The sequence below is a fragment of the Mesorhizobium calcicola genome, from assembly GCF_042682105.1.
Taxonomy (GTDB): domain Bacteria; phylum Pseudomonadota; class Alphaproteobacteria; order Rhizobiales; family Rhizobiaceae; genus Mesorhizobium; species Mesorhizobium calcicola.
Genome location: NZ_JBHUGY010000014.1, coordinates 113,232 through 130,687 on the forward strand (window position 1 = coordinate 113,232; position 17,456 = coordinate 130,687).

The window sequence follows — 17,456 nt, forward strand, 5'->3', positions numbered from 1 at the left end:
TCTGGTCCGAAAGCCGGATTCCACTTTTCGGGATCATGTTCTAACCATTCGGCAGCGGTGCCGGGAGTAACAAGGTGGTCGTGAATCCCGCCACCGGCGGCGTCATCCAGCGGCGCGCCCGTCCGTGCCCGAACGACTGCACCTTGCCGGTGTCGCCAAGCTGCTCCAGCGCCCGCTGCACGCTGCGCTGGCCGGTGCCAAGCGCCAGCGCCAGCGCCGAACTCGCCCAGGATTCACCATCGGCAAGCAAGGCCAGCACCGCCGCGTGCCGCTCCTCGATCGGCCGCGCCAGCACCACCACCTCGCCCGCCTGGCGCGGCGCCAGCGCAAAGCCTTGGCTAGTCGCGCCGATGTCGACCAGCGTCCGCAGTTCAGCGCGCAGCCGGCCGATCTCGACCCGCAGCCGCGCCCGATGCGATTCATCGGCGTGCCTGCCGCCAAAAGCCTGTGCGATAAGCGTCGCCCGCGACACATCCGCCGGCCACGCTTCGGCCAGCGTGCGCGCCAGTGCAAACAGCACCGGGCGCGTTGCCAGCGAGACCATGGTTTCTTCCTGGCGCACGACATAGCGCAAGGCATCGACGACCAACGCCGGCGACGCCTGCAGCGCCTCGACCTCCTCGAGCAGCAAGGGGCGCTGCCGACCCTGCGCGATCAGCCGCACCGCCGGCGTGTCCAGCGCCAGGAATGCGCTGTCGACCTCGGCCATCAGCCCCGGAATGCCGGCCCGGCGGGCGGCGTGGCGTGCCCACTCCAGCGCCGTGCGCGCGGCCCTCGTCTTGAGGCGCCGCATCGCGATGCCGGCGACGGCCAGTTCGTGCGCGGCTCGCGAGGCGGGTGGAAGCGGCGCCGGGTCGAGCCCGGCCAGCACGTCTTCAGCCTCGTCGAGGCGCCCTATCAACAGCAGGCGCCGCACCTTGAGGTGGCCGGCATGCGCGGCGTTCAGCCGGTCGCCATGCTTTTCCAGTGTCGCCCGCGCCGCATCCAGCGCCTTGGACGGCCAGCCGAGGTCACGCGAGACCAGCGCGATCTCGGCCTCGGCGACGACACATCTGGCACGCGCCACCGCCTCTTTCGGGCCGAAGGCGCGCGCCGCCCGCCGCAACAGCGCCTTGGCGCGATCGAGATCGCCGAGCTGCGCCATGGCAATGCCGCGCAGCGCCAGCGCCGGCGCATCGTCGCGCAGGGCGACGCGGTCCAGCGCGCCGAGCGGATCGCCCGCCGCCAGCGCCAGCCCTGCCGCGGTGATCAGCGAGTCCATTCAAATCCCGTCACACTTGTAACTCCCACCCTCGGCACTGCACGCCCTAACTTAAGTCATGACCACCGGCCAGCAAGCGTATCGGCTCAGCAAGCGGCACGCCAAGGGAGAACAGCGATAACAATGACGACCTAGCCATAAAGACTGGGGAGAGGCCCGAGACTGCCGTTGACGCCAATATCGCCATTCATTAGCCTGAGCATCTCAGGTATCGATATTAAGCATCTTACAAGGATAACTGACAATGTCTGACTTCGATGACCTGCCTCTCCACGTGACGAACGACACGGTCGAGCGCGCCGGGCGCCACCCCTGCTGCGGCGGGCCAGCCCAATCAAATCCCGTCACACTTGTAACTCCCACCCCCTGCGTTTCACCGCCCTACCCTGCCTCACGATCCGCAGGCACCAATGGGCCGCAACAGCGCAACCACAGACTGACAAAGGAGACGAGCAATGACCAAGCACACCGCAATGAAGACCCCACCAATCGTTTCGCAGCAGGCGTGGAATGCCGCGCGTGAAGAACTGCTGGTGAAGGAGAAGGCGACACTGCGCGCCAAGGACGCTTTGGCCGCCGAGCGCCGGCGCATGCCGTGGATGGAAGTGGACAAGGCCTATGTGTTCGATGGGCCGAATGGCAAGGCGAGCCTGCTCGATCTGTTCGAAGGCCGCCGCCAGCTGATCGTCTACCGTGCCTTCTTCGAGCCCGGTGTTTATGGCTGGCCCGAGCACGCCTGCCGCGGCTGTTCGCTCGGCGCCGACCAGGTCGGTCATCTCGCTCATCTCAACGCCCGCAATACCACGCTTGCCTACGCCTCGCGCGCACCGCAGCCCGACATTGCGCGGCTGAAGAAGAGGATGGGCTGGGAGATGCCCTGGTACACCATCACCGACAGCTTCGACAAAGACTTCGGTGTCGACGAATGGCACGGCCACAACGTCTTCATCCACGATGGCGATCGCATCTTCCGCACCTATTTCATCAACAGCCGCGGTGACGAGGCGATGGGTACCGTCTGGAGCTACCTCGACGCGACGCCACTCGGCCGCCAGGAGATCTGGGAGGACTCGCCCGAAGGCTATCCGCAGACGCCGCTCTACAGCTGGTGGAACTGGCATGACAATTACGACGCCGCGCCCGACCAGAAATGGGCCGAGGTGTCGGCTGCCGGCGAGGCGGCGTTCCGGGACAAGGACCAGTAAGGACCTGGCGGGAACGTCCGGCCCCTATCCAGCCTGGGTCCTCTCCCCCGCTTCTCGGGGGCGAGGAACCCAAGTCCTGGAACGTCGCGCAACCCTTGCCGCACGTATGGCCCTCGGCACCGACCTAACCATCAAGGGATAAACACCATGAGCGATATCCATTCAGGCGCCAGCCAGGCGATCCCTGAAAACACCAATGCCGCCCCACTCGGCATTGCCGACTGGCTGTGTCTCGCCGCGGCGCCGACCTTTGCATTGATGGCACTGTTCACCTGCATTCAGGGCGAGTCCTCCGCGCTGTGCATGGGCGCCAGCGCCTCGCCCCTCACCGGCATGCCGGCGATGTATCTGATGATGAGCGCCTTCCATCTCACACCTGGCTGAGAGTGATGTCCGGCCGGCAGGTCCGGCAATGAGGCTGGTCAGGCTGAGAACGCCGGGTGGCTTGGACAACCTCAAACTGGTCGAGGAAGATCATCGCCAGCCAGGGCCGGGCGAGGTGCTGGTCAGGGTCCGGGCCAGCTCGTTGAACCTGCGCGACGATTTCGTGGTGCAAGGCAAGATGCCGTTCGCCGACGGTCGCGTTCCGCTGTCCGATGGCGCTGGCGAGGTGATTGCCGTCGGCGACGATGTCGATGCGTTCAAGGCCGGCGATGGCGTCGTCAGCACCTTCTACCCCTGGTGGCTGGGCGGCGACATGACGCCCTCCACCAGGCGCGACATACCGGGAGAAAGTTTTGACGGTTTTGCCAGCGAGTATGTGTGCATGCCGGCGCACGCCTTCACCAGGGCCCCGGCGGGCTACACACATATCGAGGCGGCAACGCTCACCTGCACGGGCGTCACCGCCTGGCGGGGACTGGTGGTGTGCGGCAAGGTGAAGCCGGGCGACACGGTGCTGGTCCTCGGCACGGGCAGCGTATCGCTGTTCGCACTGCAATTCGCCAAGGCTGCCGGCGCCCGGGTCATCGCCACGTCTTCCGACGACCAGAAGCTGGAGAAGCTCCGGCTGGTCGGGGCCGACACCGTCATCAACTACAAGGCCGTCCCGGACTGGGGCCGCAACGCCAGGGATTTGACGGACGGACGCGGCGTCGATCACGTGATCGAGGTCGGCGGCCCGGCCACGCTGGCGCAGTCGATTATCGCCTGCCGGACGGGCGGCCACATCGCCCTGATCGGCGTCCTCACCGGCTTTGCGGCGGAAGTGTCGATCCCGGCCCTGTTTTCGAACCAGATCCGCATCAGCGGGATTTCCATCGGCAGCAGGGCGGACCAGGAGGATATGATCCGGGCGATAGAGGTCAACCGTCTGAAGCCCGTCATCGACCGCCGTTTTCCGCTTGAGGACATTGTCGCCGCCTTCACGCACTACGAATCCCAAAAGCATTTCGGCAAGGTCTGCCTTGAGCTTTGAGCGGGCTCGGACGCCAGGACCGGGAGGGCAACCCGCCCTGCCCTACCCACAGCCTTACGCGTCGACCATCCATCAGCAACAGCTAATTGACAGCCCGAAGGAAACGGCGCTCACTGGCTCTAAAGGTGACCGCAGCATCAGGCGGGCGATGTCGACCGCCAGCGTCACCTTGGGGAGGATGCCATGCCGACGGTCATTGGCCATCACAACATCACGAAAGACAGCAAGCACTGGCTCAATTCGCCCAAGCGCAAGGAGCTTTTCGGCCCCCTTGGGATCACCAACATCCGCACTTTCGTCGATCCGCAGAATCCGAAACAAGTGGCTGTGATGATGGACGTTCCGGACATGGATGCCCTGTCGGCGATGATGCAGAGCCAGAAAGCCGCCGACGCGATGGCCTTTGATGGCGTGGTGCCGGAGTCGCTGGTGATCCTGGTCGAAGCGACGGGTTAATGCATTCCAGGAAAAGTGTGAAACGGTTTTCTGGAATGCTCTAAGGTGTGTTGAGATTCAGGTTAGGCCGAGCCGAAAATGATGGATTTCGAGAACCGGAGCGGAGCGGACATTTGCGTCCGTGAGCACCGGAAGCACAGAAAGCTGTCGTTTGCAGGCCGGCATCACCTGAATATCAATACAGCCTAATGCAGGTGCCTGAGCTTGTCGGGGTTGCGCATCACATAGATGGCCGCGATCTTTCCGTCCTCGATGTCGAGTGCGGTCGTCTGCAGTTCGCCATCGGCTTCCAGCGTGACGAAGCCGGGCAATCCGTTGACGAAGCCAACGCGAACAAGTGTCGAGCGGTTCTTCTGAAGCCAGGCCGCCACACGCTCATATTGCTGCATGACGGCATCGAACCCCAGCACCACTTCCGTGGCTGCCGGACGCTTCCCGCCGCCATCGGCATGGGCGCTGACATCGGCTGTCAGCATCGCGCCAAGCGCCTTCATGTCGCCGCTGCGCGAGGCCGCGAAAAAGGCCTCGGCAAGTTCGAGGCCGTGTTGCTTTTCCACCTTGAAACGCGGCCGCGCCTGGCGAACATGGGCGCGCGCGCGGGCGGCGAGCTGACGGCAGGCAGCGGGTTCGCGCTGGATGGCGGCGGCGACCTCCTCGAATCCCAGCCCGAACACATCGTGCAGCAGAAACGCTGCCCGCTCGAGCGGAGAAAGCCGTTCCAGCACGAGCATCATCGGCAAGGTGACGTCTTCCACTTCGTCCTCTTCCACGACGGGATCGGGAAGCCAGGGACCGACATAGGTCTCGCGCTGCCGGCGCGCGGATTTGAGCTGGTCGAGACAAAGCCGCGTGACCGTGCGGCGCAGGAATGCCGCGGGCTCACGCACCTCGCCGCGGTCGGCCCTCATCCAGCGGATGAAGGCCTCTTGAACGACATCCTCGGCGTCCGCCACGGAGCCAAGCATGCGGTAGGCGACGCGCATCAGCGTCGGACGCAGCGGGTCGAAGGCCGCCGCCGCATGCTCGGACCCTGCACCCGTCATCAGGCGGCCGCCGCCTTGGCCGCGGACCTTATCGCCGCCGGATCGGCCCAGCCACCGAACCCGACCGCAAGACGGTTGTAGCCGTTGATGACATTGATCATCAAGGTGAGCTTGACCTGCTCCTCCGGCGTGAACTCGGCCTCCAGGGCCTCATAGGCACTTTCGTGCGTATGGCCTTCGCAAATCCGCGTCAGCGCCTCGGTCCAGCCGAGCGCGGCGCGTTCGCGCTCGGTATAGCAAGGCGCCTCGCGCCAGGCCGACAACAGGTAGATGCGCTGCTCGGTTTCGCCGTCCTCGCGCGCAAACACCGTATGCATGTTGAGGCAGTTGGCGCAGCCGTTGATCTGGGACGCACGGATCTTCACCAGCTCGGCCAGGCTGGGCTCGAGGCTGGAGGAAATAGCAAAGGACGCGCGCTGCCATTCCTTCATCAGCGAAGGGGCGGCGGCGAAGAGATCGAGTTTGGCAGTCATGATTGGCTTCCTTCTGTTGGTGCCGACATCATGACGAGGCAGGATCCGCCAATGTGACATGCGCGCCAAATTTTTCATACCCGTCGCCAGGCGCCATCATACCTGGCGGAATCGTCGAGCCGCTCTAGCTACGAGCGTGACACCCATGGAAAACGCCGGAGTTCAAGCTAAGGTGTGTTGAGATTCAGGTCAGGCTGAGCCGAAAATGATGGCTTTCGAGAACCGGAGCGGAGCGGACATTCGGGTCCGTGAGCACCGGAAGCGCAGAGAGCCGTCGTTTGCAGGCCGGCCTCACCTGAATATCAACACACCTTAGTCCAGCGGCTCCAACGTCGGGAGACAGGAATGTCGGAAGCCACCGTCAATGTGCGTTACATGGTCGATGATGTCGAAGCCGCCATCGAATGGTATGGCGATCACCTGGGCTTTTCGCTTCTCTCCAACCATGCGCCCGCTTTCGCGGACGTCAAGCGCGGATCGTTGCGGCTCCTGCTCAGCGGGCCGTCCAGCTCCGCGGGGCGACCGATGCCCGACGGCGAACAACCGCGGCCCGGTGGCTGGAATCGCATTCACCTTATCGTCGACGACATATCAGGCGAGGTTTCTCGCCTGCGTGCCGCCGGAGTGTCATTCCGCAACGATATCGTGACCGGCCCAGGCGGATCGCAAATCCTGTTGGTCGATCCTTCCGGAAATCTCGTCGAGCTGTTCCAGCCGGCTGGCCGTTGAGAGTCCGGTTCAGTCGGCATGCGCGGTTCCGGATCCAGCCCGGACCTTCGTGGGGCTGCTCTATGTCGCGATATCATTGACCGGCAGCAATGGCTTGGGGAGGTCGACTTCCCCAAGCCCGGTGCGCAGCTCGATCTCGATGTCGCGGCAGATTTGTGAGATCGGAACATCGTTGGCGTTGCCTTCGAAAGGGTTGGCACTGCTCTCGCCGACCTGGTCGAGAGACATGTATGCCCACCCCAGAAGCGTGCTGAACGGGATCGTGAGCCAGATCGCGATCGGGCCGAGCGCGCCGCCCAATTTGCCCATGTCCGCGAAAACTGGAACCACGCCAAATGGCAGCAAGGTGCAAAAGACCATGACGAACATGGAGCTGACGATGGCGTATTGCCGCGGATATGGATTGTTCTTGATGCGATCGCAGCGCGCCTGCTGATCATGGAAATCGCGGATCAGCTTGACGAGTTCGCTATAGACCTGCGGAGGGATTTTGGCGTCCTTGAACAACGCATTGACCTGCACCGATTGCATTTCGAGCAGGGTTATCGCCGGATGAGGCGATTTCAGGACGTCGTCGGCCCGTTCGGCCAACAGCGGACGCAGTTCGTCGGCGATTGAGCTCGCATACTCCTGGATGTGGTAGCGCCGCCGGAATTCGACATTGGCCGCCCGCCCCATCGATTCCCATGGCATCGGCCGCCGCAGCGCGAACCGCAGTGCCGTCAACCAAGCGAGATGGCGGTAAATGAGTTGCCTGGCTGTAGGCACATCGTTGAAGTCCCTGCAGAAATTGGACCACAAGCGGCTGCTGGCTGTAATTTGCGCAAAGGCTTGCAGCGCTTCGCTGCTGCGGGTCAACACCTGCGAATTCTTGAACCCGGCAACGAGTGACACGGTGGTGCCGAGCACGAGCACCACCGACCATGGCACCGAGAACCCGGTGACGCCCGGAAGACGGTGGGCCGCCACAGCCAGTCCGCTCACCACCACCATGTAGATGACACTGCGCCGCGACCAAAGTGCGAAATCTATCACCTTGTAGGAACGGCCTACATACATCGGATGCCCTCGAAAGCGTGGATGACAAGCAAATCAAGCCATCACGCCTAGCATACCGTTTGCTCACCATGAATGGCCGTCCTGGCATGAAGCCGAAGGTTGCCGGCCGATTTCTTGAAGCGCCGCGTCCACATCCAAAAAAACCATGGGCACAGGGTCGCCCCCGTGCCCATGGTTGTCTCATGCCCTCAGTTGCACTTCGGCTTGGCACCGTTGCAGGCGTCGACCAGTTCGGCTGGCGGATCCTTGTGGAAGACGGTCTTGAAGGATTCCAGCACGTTGGACTGCACCACCGGCAGGGATTGCACGCCGACCCAAGCCGGCGGCGTCTGGCCGATCAGCGCCTTCATCATCGCCAGCGCTTCGGCGACGCCCTGATCGTAGGGGCGCTGCGAACCGGTTGCCTTGAGTGGCCCGCCCTTGGCGATCTCGATCGCCGACTGCAGGCCGAGATCCACGGTGGTGATCGGAATGGCGATGCCTTGCGCGCGCATCGATGACAGTGTGTCGAGCGCCGGCTGGTCCCACACCGCATAGAGGCCCTTCACATCCGGATTGCCGGTGAGGAAATCGCCGGCGATCTGCGACACCTTGGAGGGATCGGTGAAATCGACCTGCTTCATGACGATGTCGGGCCGGTTCTTCTTCATCCACTCGCTGACGCCCTTGGTGCGCTCGTTGGTGCTGAAATAGTCGACGCCGAAATTCACCAGGCCGATCGTGCCGCCCTTCGGCATGCAGGACGACAGGATCTGCGCCGCGATCTGGCCGTTGCCCTGGCTGTCGGCCGAAATCATCGAGGCAAAATCCTTCGGATGCTCAAGGCCGACCGGAATGCTGTCCATGAACACCAGCTTGATGCCGGCCTCCGACACCTTCTTGTAGGTCGGCGCCGTCGCGGTGAAATCGACGGGGATGGAAATGATGCCGTCGGGATGCTGCTGGATGGTGTTCTCGATATCGGCGATCTGCTTGTCGACCTGATATTCGGCCGACGCGACGCCGGTGACAGTCACGCCATATTTGGCCAACGTTTCGCTGATGCCTTGCACCTGCAACTGCGACCAGTCGAGGTTCACCGTCTGCATGGAAATGCCGACCTTGAACTTGCCGGCCTTGACCTTGGCGGCTTCGTCATCGCTCAATTTCAGTTCGTCGGGCGAGGCTGCTTTTTCACCGTGCGGGCCCTGGCCGACAATGCCCTTGGGGCCGAGCGTGGCCATATCGACGCCGGTAACGCATGTCTCCGGCGTCTGCGCCAGGCTGATCGACGTCGACAGGGCGAATGCGCTGGTGGCGATGCTCAATGTGCAGAAAAGGATTCGTGCCGAGTGCTTCATGACTTTCCTCCGTTGATCGTTGATGGTTCCGTTGCCGTTTGGAGCCGGCAATTTCTGCTGATAACCGCGGATGCGCGCCTTACCTCCTCGTGAAGGCGACCGCGGCGACGATGATTGCTCCCTTGATGACGAGTTGCAGCGACGAGCTGACGCCGAGCAGCACCAGCCCATTGTTGAGCGTGCCGATGATCAGGCTGCCGAGCAGCGTGCCCAGCACGAAGCCACGGCCGCCGAACAGGCTGCAGCCGCCGAGGATCACCGAGGCGATGACATCGAGCTCCATGCCTTGCACCACATCGGGCCGCGCCGCGTGCGAACGCGCCGACAGGATCAGTGATGCCAGCCCGGCCAGCGTGCCGGTCAGCACGAAGGCCAGCGTGGTGACCTGCTTGATATGGACGCCGGAATAGAGCGCCGCGGTCGGGTTGCCGCCCGCCGCATAAACGCGCCGCCCGTAGACGCTGTAGTGCAGCAGCAGGATGCCGGCGATGGTGACGCCAAGCGTCCACAGGATCGGCGCCGGGATGCCAAGCACGGCGCCCTCGCCGAAGATCGCGAAATAATACTCGTTGGTGATGATCACCGGCTTGGTGTTGGTGACCATCAGCGCCAGGCCGCGCGCGCCGCTCAACGTGCCCAGCGTCACCAGGAAGGACGGGATTTCGAGGCGGGTGGTCAGCACGCCGTTGATCAGCCCGATCAGCGCCCCGGTGCCCAGTCCCGCCAGCGCGCCGACGAACCAGTTGTTGGCCAAGAAAGCCATGGCCAGCGACGCGCTCATGCCCGAAAGCGCCAGCGTCGAGGCGACGGACAGGTCGATCTGCCTGGAGATGATGACGAACGTCATGCCGACGGCAATGATCGAGACCAGCGTCGTCTGACGGCCGATGTTGAGAAAATTATCGATCGACAGGAACCAGGGCGACGCCAGGCTGAAGACGATCAGCATGACGGCGAAGGCGACGTAAAGCATATAGGGGCGCTCGCCCTGAAGCAGATGCTGCAGCGCCGAGCGACCGCCTGGCTGGTTGACGGCAGCCCCGCTTGCCATTGGTGGATTTGCCGGGCTTTGGCTGTCGGTCATGCCGCGTGCTCTTCCGATGGCTGCGAAAGTTGAATGAGGTGATGGAGATCCTCGGCGCTGCCGAAGTCCTGTCTCGAAATCGCCTTCGTGATGTGGCCATCGACGACGATCGAGATGCGGTCGCAGAGCTGAAGCAGTTCGGAAAGATCCGAAGACACCAGCAGCACACCGCTTCCGGCCGCCGCCGCCGCACGAATGACGCCGTAAATCTCCTCGCGCGCACCGACATCGACACCAACCGTCGGCTCGTCGAGCAACAGCACACGTGGCCGCGGCTCGTTCCATTTGCCGAACACGACCTTCTGCTGGTTGCCGCCGGACAGGTTCTTCACCGTGGTCGATGCGCCCGGCGCCTTGACCGCCAGCCTGCGCATCGCGGCATCGGCGTGCCCGCTCGCCGAGCGGCGCTGCAGCCAGCCGAGGCGCGAGAAATAAGGCAACCGTGGCAGGGTCAGGTTGCGCTCGATCGAATGTTCGAGGACCAGGCCCTGGACGTGCCGGTCCTCCGGCACCAGCGCGATGCCTTGCCGTATCGCCGCGGCCGGATCGGTTCTGTTCAGCGAAACGCCGTCGAGGCTGGCGTGGCCGGACTGGACGGGCCGCAGGCCGAAGATCGTCTGCAGGATTTCGGTGCGCCCGCTGCCGATCAGGCCGGCAAGTCCGTGGATTTCGCCGCTGCGCAGCTCGAGACTGGTCCGGTCCAGCCTGTCATTGCTGACGCCCCTCAATTCGAGCACCGGCTTTTCAAGCGAACCGGGGGGAGCCGATGACGGCACGCCTTGCCCGGCTGCCGCGCTGTCCGCCTTCAGAACAGCGTGATCCGGCCCGACGATGGCGCCGACCAATTGCCTCATATTGGTTTGCGACGTGACAAATGTTCCGGCGTTCTGCCCGTCGCGGAACACGGTCACCCGGTTCGAAATCCGGAACACCTCATTGAGGCGATGCGTGACGTAGATCACCCCGACGCCCCGCACCGCGACCGCCCGGATCGCCTCGAACAGGATCTTCTCTTCATCGTCGGTCAGCGCCGAGGTCGGCTCGTCGAGGATGAGAAGGCGAACGTCGCCCATCAGCGCCTTGGCGATCTCGGTCATCTGGCGGTAGGCAAAGGGCAGCGATCCGACCAGAGCGCGGGCATCGAGCGGGATGTTCTGTGACTTGAGGAACGCTTCGGCCTGCATCACCAGCTGGCGTTTTTTCAGGAAGCCGAAGCGGGTCTTCGGCTCTCGCCCCAGCATCAGATTGTCGGCGACCGAGAGCGATTCGACCAGGCTCAGATCCTGGTAGACGACCGCCACGCCGGCATCACGCGACTGGGCGGGCGAAGCGAACGAGACAGGCCTGCCGTCGATCTCGATCGAGCCGCCATCATGCACATGCACGCCGCTCAGAATCTTGATGAGCGTCGATTTGCCGGCACCGTTTTCACCAAGCAAGGCATGCACTTCACCGGACTGGATTTCGAGACTGACGCCGCGCAGCGCATTGACGCCGCCGAACCGCTTCCTGACGCCCTCGACGCGCAGCAAGGGGGCCTCGGACGATGGCGAAATCGAACCCTGTTCGACCATGACGCCTGCATTTCCTTCCCTTGACGCGTCCCCTACCCCGGTCCAGATCGTCTCTTTGAGACTTCTCTCACTTTTTTTGTGACTTTTCCATCAGGTCGGCGAAATGTCAAACGGAGTCAGGCCGGCGGCTGGAATGATTCCGGTCCAACCTCGCCATGTTCGGTGATGACGGCGTCGAAACCGTCCATGGCTGAGAAGAAGGCGCGCTTGAGCTTGCCGATCTTGCTGCTGTCGACGACGAGGTAGTTTTCGCGCGCCAGGCCCATCACCTTTTGTTTCACCACCGCCTCGTGGAAATGCTCGCAGGTGGCGCCGCGTTTGGCATCGACGCCGGCGGCCGACAGGAAGGCGGCATTGATGCCGACGCTCTTCAAAATGTCGAAGTCATGCGTGCCCGAGAAAGACGCCGAAGCGGGATGATAGACCCCCCCCAGCATGATGATCGTTACATTGGCCTTGCGGGTCAGGCGTTCCGCGACATTCATGGCGTAACATATTGCCGTTATTCGATAATCGTCTGGAATGAGGTCGATCAGATGGATCAGCGTCGTGCCGCAATCGATGAAGATCGTCTCGTCGGGCCGGATCTTCCGCACCGCGTGCAGGCAGGCCTCGCGCTTCGCCGCCGCATGGCTGTCGGCCGCGGTCGCCAGTTCGTAGGGAGCGTCGGTATCGATCTCGGCCGCCGCCAGGATGTGCCCACCAAGGAAGGCGATCTGTCCCTGATTGGTGGCGATATCACGCCGCACCGTCATCTCCGAGACGCCGAGCAGCATTGCCGCCTCGCTCAGATGGATAACCCGCCGTTCCGACAGCAGATGGATCAGCCGGGCTGTCCTTTGCGCTTTACGAGCAGTCATACGTTGGGCCTGTCGGTCATCTGAAATGTGAGGAATTTAACAACCGCTCTCGTTCAGTTGCAAGCGCGGTGTGCGGATTCGCCCCGCCATGACCAACGGACTTGCCTGTCCACAAGGCTCTCGCCTTGCCCAGGACCGATCGCGCGGACCATCAGGCCTTCGCGGCCTTCCCCGTCCCGAACCGCAACCCGTCCATCAGCAGCGACACCAGCCGGCGCGAGCGGTCGCGCCATTGCGGGGTGTCGGGTGCCGAGTAGATGCCCGACAGTGCGTGCAGCACATCGGAAGCGTCGACGTCGCCGCGGATGGTGCCTTCGGCCACCGCCGCCTCGACCAGTTGCCGCAAGGCTTGCGACACCCGGCCCGACGTGTCGGAAAACAGCGTCGAATTGGTGGTAAGCAGGATGCGCAGGCTGGTTGCCAGGCCCCGCTTGGTGGCGATGTAGTCGACGAAACGCTGCATCCACTGCTCCAGCGCGACATCGGACGGATGTTTTGCGGCGAGCTCGCCGGCAGCCGCGCACAGTGCCTCCGCCTCGCGCCGGTAGACCACCTCGACCAAATGCTCGCGGGTCGGGAAATGCCGGTAGAGCGTGCCGATGCCGACGCCGGCACGCCGCGCGATCTCTTCCAGCGAGGCGTCGATGCCGCGCTCGGCAAAGACCGCGGCCGCCACCTCCACCAGCCTATCACGGTTGCGCTGCGCATCGGCGCGCAAAGGCTTGGCCTCTGCGGCCTTCTCTTCAGCGATGGCGGACGGCTCGGCGGCCAATTTTTTTCTCCACGGTGTGGCGGGGGCTTGAACCCGGCCGGGTCAGCCCCCACGTAATAAACGGAGGCGCCTCCGTTTTAGTGGAGCACCTTTATCATATAATAAGGGGAACCGGTATGTCACGTGCTGAAAATAGCTTCCCCTGCCCGCTGGGGATCGGTGGAGACCGATGAGTGCTATCTCCCCCATACGGAGAGATCAGCCAACCTGACCACAAGGTCACCTTGCTCTTGCCCAGCAAGGCACCAAATCATTCCCATCCGCGTCAAGCAAACTGGAGCCAGACGCCCATGACCAGCCTTCCCATCACTCTCACCATCAACGGACACCGACACGAACTGGAGGTCGATCCACGCGTCACGCTGCTCGACCTGCTGCGCGAGCGGCTTGAGCTCACCGGCACCAAGAAGGGCTGCGACCGCGGCCAGTGCGGCGCTTGCACGGTGCTGGTCGACGGCAAGCGCATCAATTCCTGCCTGGCGCTTGCTGTCAGCCATGACGGCGCCAGCGTCTTGACCATCGAAGGTGTCTCCCACGGTGACGACCTGCATCCGGTGCAGGCCGCCTTCATCGCCCATGACGGCTTCCAGTGCGGTTTCTGCACGCCGGGTCAGATCATGAGCACGCTCGGCCTGATCGCCGAGGCGCAGGCCGGCGACGATCCCGAGCGCATCCGCGAGGGCATGAGCGGCAATCTCTGCCGTTGCGCTGCCTATGGCGGCATCGTCGAGGCCATCCTGGACGCGCAGGAACAGCTTGCCAAATCCGATCGGAGGACCGCGGCGTGAAGAACTTCGATTATATCAGGCCCACCACCATTCCCGATGCCATTGCGGCGGCGGCCGAGCCGGGTTCGGCCTATCTGGCCGGCGGCACCAACCTGCTCGACCTGATGAAGGGCGGCGTCACCAGCCCCGAGCGTATCGTCGACATCTCGCGCCTGCCGGAGCTCAACCGCATTGAGCGGCTGGCCGATGGCGGCCTGCGCCTCGGCGCGCTGGTGCGCAATGCCGACCTCGCTCATGATCCCGAGTTCGCGAGATCCTATCCGGCGGTGGCGGAGGCGTTGCTGTCGGGCGCCTCGGCTCAGCTTCGCAACGCCGCAACCGTCGGCGGCAATCTGTTGCAGCGCACGCGCTGCAGCTATTTCTACGACACCGCCAGCGCCTGCAACAAGCGCGAGCCCGGCGCAGGCTGCGACGCGCTGGGTGGCGAGAACCGGCTGCACGCCGTGCTCGGCTGGAGCGACGCCTGCATCGCCACTCATCCGTCGGACTTCTGCGTGCCGCTGGTGGCGCTCGACGCCGTGGTCGAGATCGAGGGCAAAAAAGGCCGGCGCCATGTGACGCTGGAGGAATTCCACCGGTTGCCCGGCGAGACGCCGCAGCGGGAGAATGCGCTGGAGCCCGGCGACCTGATCGTTGCGGTGCGCCTGCCGGTGGAGGCTGCCTCCTTCTCCGCCAATGCCCGCTATCTCAAGGTGCGCGAGCGCACCTCCTATGCCTTCGCTGTCGTCTCCGCCGCTGCTGCCCTTGTCGTCGAAGGCGGCAAGATCCGCCAGGCGCGGCTGGCGCTGGGTGGGGTAGCGGCCAAGCCATGGCGGGCGCGTTCGGCGGAAGCGGTCCTGCTTGGCGCTGATGCCGACGAGACGAGCTTCGTCCGTGCGGCGAACGCCGCATTGGCCGATGCCAGTCCCTCCGGCGACAATGCGTTCAAGATCGAGCTCGCCCGCCGCATCGTGGTCAGGGCGCTGATGTCTGCCCTGGCGGGAACGCCCGGACGGGTGCCAGCCCTTCCTGCCTCCCCCTTTTCCTCCATTCCCGGAGTGCGCCATGACGCTTGAACTCAGCCTCAATCAGCAACCCGCCCATGTCCGGCAGGGCTCCAGCATCGGCCAACCGCTGATTCGGCGCGATGGTTTTCTCAAGGTCACCGGTGCCGCCCGCTACGCGGCCGACAATCATCCGCCCGGCATGCTCTACGCCGTACTGGCCGTCAGCAGCATCGCGCGCGGCCGCGTTGCTTGGCTGGATGTCGAGGCGGCCAAGGCGCACGGGGGCGTGGTCGAGGTGATGACGCCCGAGAACCGGCCGCCGCTCGCCACCGATCCGGATGCCAAGAACAATCCCTTCATGTTCCGGCTCGACCTGCTGCAGAACGACCGTATCCGCTACCCGAACCAGACCATCGCCGTGGTGATCGCCGAGACGCTGGAGGCGGCGACCGAGGGGGCGGCGCTGCTGTCGCCGCGCTATGAAGCACAGTCGCCGCGCGTTGGTCTCGACGGCGCCGAGAGCTTTGTGCCGGGTGGTGTCGGCATCGGCAGTCCTGCGGTGCACCACAAAGGCGATGTCGAGGCCGGTCTCAAGTCGGCGGCGACCCGGATCGAGGCGACCTACCAGACGCCGGCCCAATACCACAACGCCATGGAGCCGCATGCGATCGTCGCCGCCTGGAATGGCGACAGCCTGTCGATCGACACGCCGAGCCAGGGTCTAGCCATGGCACAGGGCCGCATCGCTGGCCTGTTCGGCATCGCGCCGCAAGACATCCACATCCGCAGCCCTTTCCTGGGTGGCGGCTTCGGTTCCAAAGGCATGATTTCCGGGCCGCAGGTGCTCGGCATTCTGGCGGCGCGTCTTGTCGGTCGTCCGGTCAAGCTGGTGCTGCGGCGCGAGCAGATGTTTGGACCCGTCGGCCATCGCGCGCCAACGCGCCAGACCTTGCGCATTGGCATGGATGGCGAAGGGCAACTGACGGCGATCGACCACCACGCCAAGACCGCAACGAGCACGTTCGACGATTTCTTCGAACCGGCCGCCGATGCCTCGCACACGCTCTACGCCAGCCCGGCCATCGCCACCTCGCACGAGGCGGTGCGGCTGGACACCGGCACGCCGCTGTTCATGCGCGCGCCGGGCGAAGCCACCGGCTCGATCGCGCTGGAGAGCGCCATCGATGAGGCAGCCACGGCCTGCGGCATGGACCCGTTGGAGTTCCGGCTGCGCAACTATGCCGAGGTCGAGCCGATGACCGGCAAGCCGTTTTCGTCCAAGGCGCTGCGCGAATGCTACGCGCAGGCGTCGGAGCGCTTCGGCTGGCAGCGCCGTCCGCTCAAGCCGCGCCAGATGCGGGATAAGGACGGCTTCCTGACCGGCTGGGGCATCGGCACGGCGACCTTTCCGGCGATCATGTTCCAGGCCGAGGCGCGTGCCGTGCTGAGGGCCGACGGCAGCGGCCTGATGGAGACCGGCGCGCAGGACATGGGGCAAGGCGCCTGGACCGCCTTCGCCCAGATCGCCGCCGACGGGCTGGGGCTCGACATCGACCAGGTCGATTTCAGGGCCGGCAGCTCAGATCTTCCCAACGCAGGCATTGCCGGTGGCTCCGGTCATACGGCGACAGCCGGCATGGCGATCCACAATGCCGGAGCCGCCGTCATCACCAGGCTCGCCGCTCTCGCCACCAGCCATGAAGCCTCGCAGCTGTTCGGCGCCGACAACGAGGGCGTGCTGGCACGCGGCGGCCGCCTCCACCGGCGAGACGATGAAAGCCGCAGCGAAAGCTACGGCGAGATCCTGGCCCGCGCCGGGCTCGCCGAGATCGATGGCCGTGGCACGGGAACCCCGGACCCGGCGTCGCGGGAGGCCTATGCCATGCACGCGCATGGCGCCGTGTTTGCCGAGGTGAAGGTCGATCCCGATTTCGGCCAGATCCGCGTCACCCGCCTGGTCGGTGCCTTTGCCGCCGGGCGGGTCATCAATCCACGGCTAGTGCGCAGCCAGTATTATGGCGGCATGATCTGGGGCGTCTCCTTCGCGCTGCATGAGGAAGCCGTCACCGACCGGCGCTCGGGCCGTATCCAGAATGCCAACCTCGCGGAATACCATATCCCGGTGAATGCCGACGTGCCGTCGGTCGAGGCGCTGCTGGTCCACGAGGACGACCCGTACGTCAACGCGCTCGGCATCAAGGGCGTCGGCGAAATCGGCATCACCGGCACGGCCGGTGCCGTCGCCAATGCGGTCTGGCATGCAACCGGCGTGCGGCCCCGGCGCTTTCCGATCCGGATCGAGGACCTGCTGGGGTGAGAAGTGGTCCGCGAAGCGAACGGAAAGCCAATTGCTTGGCTTTCCGAACGACGAACGCCCGAAGCGACACATACGGGCCGGAGCGAGCATGC

Annotated in this window: 16 protein-coding genes and 1 pseudogene; 8 read left to right on the forward strand and 9 right to left on the reverse strand. The window is 64.4% G+C overall.

Annotated features, from left to right (window positions below; all coding sequences use genetic code 11):
- Window positions 1–40 precede the first annotated feature (40 nt).
- The gene (locus tag ACFSQT_RS07295) at window positions 41–1,261 is read right to left on the reverse strand and encodes a helix-turn-helix domain-containing protein (protein WP_379017852.1); all 1,221 of its coding nucleotides are present in this window, start codon (window positions 1,259–1,261) and stop codon (window positions 41–43) included.
- Window positions 1,262–1,716: 455 nt separating this feature from the next.
- Between ACFSQT_RS07295 and ACFSQT_RS07300 the strand changes: the two genes are divergently transcribed.
- The 4 genes and pseudogenes from ACFSQT_RS07300 to ACFSQT_RS07315 all read left to right on the forward strand — a co-directional run bounded on the left by ACFSQT_RS07300 (window position 1,717) and on the right by ACFSQT_RS07315 (window position 4,339).
- Window positions 1,717–2,466, forward strand: coding sequence for a DUF899 domain-containing protein (locus tag ACFSQT_RS07300; protein WP_379017853.1), 750 nt, complete (start codon window positions 1,717–1,719; stop codon window positions 2,464–2,466).
- A 147-nt stretch (window positions 2,467–2,613) separates the two neighbouring features.
- Window positions 2,614–2,882, forward strand: a pseudogene (locus ACFSQT_RS07305) (hypothetical protein).
- A complete protein-coding gene (locus ACFSQT_RS07310; RefSeq protein ID WP_379017854.1) occupies window positions 2,879–3,883 on the forward strand; it encodes a zinc-dependent alcohol dehydrogenase family protein in 1,005 nt (334 codons plus the stop codon). The pseudogene ACFSQT_RS07305 and the gene ACFSQT_RS07310 overlap by 4 nt, the downstream one beginning before the upstream one ends.
- Window positions 3,884–4,066: 183 nt before the next feature.
- Window positions 4,067–4,339 (forward strand): hypothetical protein, encoded by a 273-nt coding sequence (locus ACFSQT_RS07315; RefSeq protein WP_379017855.1) that lies wholly within the window; start codon window positions 4,067–4,069, stop codon window positions 4,337–4,339.
- A gap of 185 nt (window positions 4,340–4,524) precedes the next feature.
- Here the strand turns inward: ACFSQT_RS07315 and ACFSQT_RS07320 are convergent, their stop codons facing one another.
- Complete coding sequence (locus ACFSQT_RS07320; protein ID WP_379017856.1) at window positions 4,525–5,382, reverse strand: sigma-70 family RNA polymerase sigma factor; 858 nt, start codon at window positions 5,380–5,382, stop codon at window positions 4,525–4,527.
- Complete coding sequence (locus tag ACFSQT_RS07325; RefSeq protein WP_379017857.1) at window positions 5,382–5,855, reverse strand: carboxymuconolactone decarboxylase family protein; 474 nt, start codon at window positions 5,853–5,855, stop codon at window positions 5,382–5,384. Before ACFSQT_RS07325 ends, ACFSQT_RS07320 begins: the two co-directional genes overlap by 1 nt.
- A gap of 345 nt (window positions 5,856–6,200) precedes the next feature.
- Here ACFSQT_RS07325 and ACFSQT_RS07330 point away from each other — a divergent pair, with 345 nt between their 5' ends.
- Window positions 6,201–6,584: a VOC family protein gene (locus ACFSQT_RS07330; RefSeq protein WP_379017858.1), complete on the forward strand. Its 384-nt coding sequence runs from the start codon at window positions 6,201–6,203 to the stop codon at window positions 6,582–6,584.
- A 60-nt stretch (window positions 6,585–6,644) separates the two neighbouring features.
- Here ACFSQT_RS07330 and ACFSQT_RS07335 read toward each other — a convergent pair whose 3' ends face one another.
- From ACFSQT_RS07335 to ACFSQT_RS07360, 6 genes are all read right to left on the reverse strand, one after another.
- Window positions 6,645–7,577 (reverse strand): bestrophin family protein, encoded by a 933-nt coding sequence (locus tag ACFSQT_RS07335; protein ID WP_379017859.1) that lies wholly within the window; start codon window positions 7,575–7,577, stop codon window positions 6,645–6,647.
- A gap of 254 nt (window positions 7,578–7,831) precedes the next feature.
- Complete coding sequence (locus tag ACFSQT_RS07340; protein ID WP_379017860.1) at window positions 7,832–8,983, reverse strand: substrate-binding domain-containing protein; 1,152 nt, start codon at window positions 8,981–8,983, stop codon at window positions 7,832–7,834.
- Window positions 8,984–9,062: 79 nt separating this feature from the next.
- Window positions 9,063–10,067, reverse strand: coding sequence for an ABC transporter permease (locus ACFSQT_RS07345; protein WP_379017861.1), 1,005 nt, complete (start codon window positions 10,065–10,067; stop codon window positions 9,063–9,065).
- The gene (locus tag ACFSQT_RS07350) at window positions 10,064–11,641 is read right to left on the reverse strand and encodes a sugar ABC transporter ATP-binding protein (RefSeq protein WP_379017862.1); all 1,578 of its coding nucleotides are present in this window, start codon (window positions 11,639–11,641) and stop codon (window positions 10,064–10,066) included. The genes ACFSQT_RS07345 and ACFSQT_RS07350 overlap by 4 nt, the downstream gene beginning before the upstream one ends.
- Before the next feature lie 116 nt (window positions 11,642–11,757).
- On the reverse strand, window positions 11,758–12,501 hold the full coding sequence (locus ACFSQT_RS07355; protein WP_379017863.1) for a DeoR family transcriptional regulator: 744 nt from the start codon (window positions 12,499–12,501) through the stop codon (window positions 11,758–11,760).
- Between the two features lie 151 nt (window positions 12,502–12,652).
- Window positions 12,653–13,273, reverse strand: a complete 621-nt coding sequence (locus ACFSQT_RS07360) for a TetR/AcrR family transcriptional regulator (RefSeq protein ID WP_379017864.1) — start codon at window positions 13,271–13,273, stop codon at window positions 12,653–12,655.
- A 290-nt stretch (window positions 13,274–13,563) separates the two neighbouring features.
- Here ACFSQT_RS07360 and ACFSQT_RS07365 point away from each other — a divergent pair, with 290 nt between their 5' ends.
- The 3 genes from ACFSQT_RS07365 to ACFSQT_RS07375 are packed head-to-tail and all read left to right on the forward strand — an operon-like array spanning window position 13,564 to window position 17,364.
- Window positions 13,564–14,061, forward strand: a complete 498-nt coding sequence (locus ACFSQT_RS07365; protein WP_379017865.1) for a (2Fe-2S)-binding protein — start codon at window positions 13,564–13,566, stop codon at window positions 14,059–14,061.
- Entirely contained in the window at window positions 14,058–15,116 is a 1,059-nt protein-coding gene (locus ACFSQT_RS07370) for an FAD binding domain-containing protein (protein WP_379017866.1), read from the forward strand. Before ACFSQT_RS07365 ends, ACFSQT_RS07370 begins: the two co-directional genes overlap by 4 nt.
- Window positions 15,106–17,364, forward strand: a complete 2,259-nt coding sequence (locus ACFSQT_RS07375; RefSeq protein WP_379017867.1) for a xanthine dehydrogenase family protein molybdopterin-binding subunit — start codon at window positions 15,106–15,108, stop codon at window positions 17,362–17,364. Before ACFSQT_RS07370 ends, ACFSQT_RS07375 begins: the two co-directional genes overlap by 11 nt.
- Window positions 17,365–17,456 lie beyond the last annotated feature (92 nt).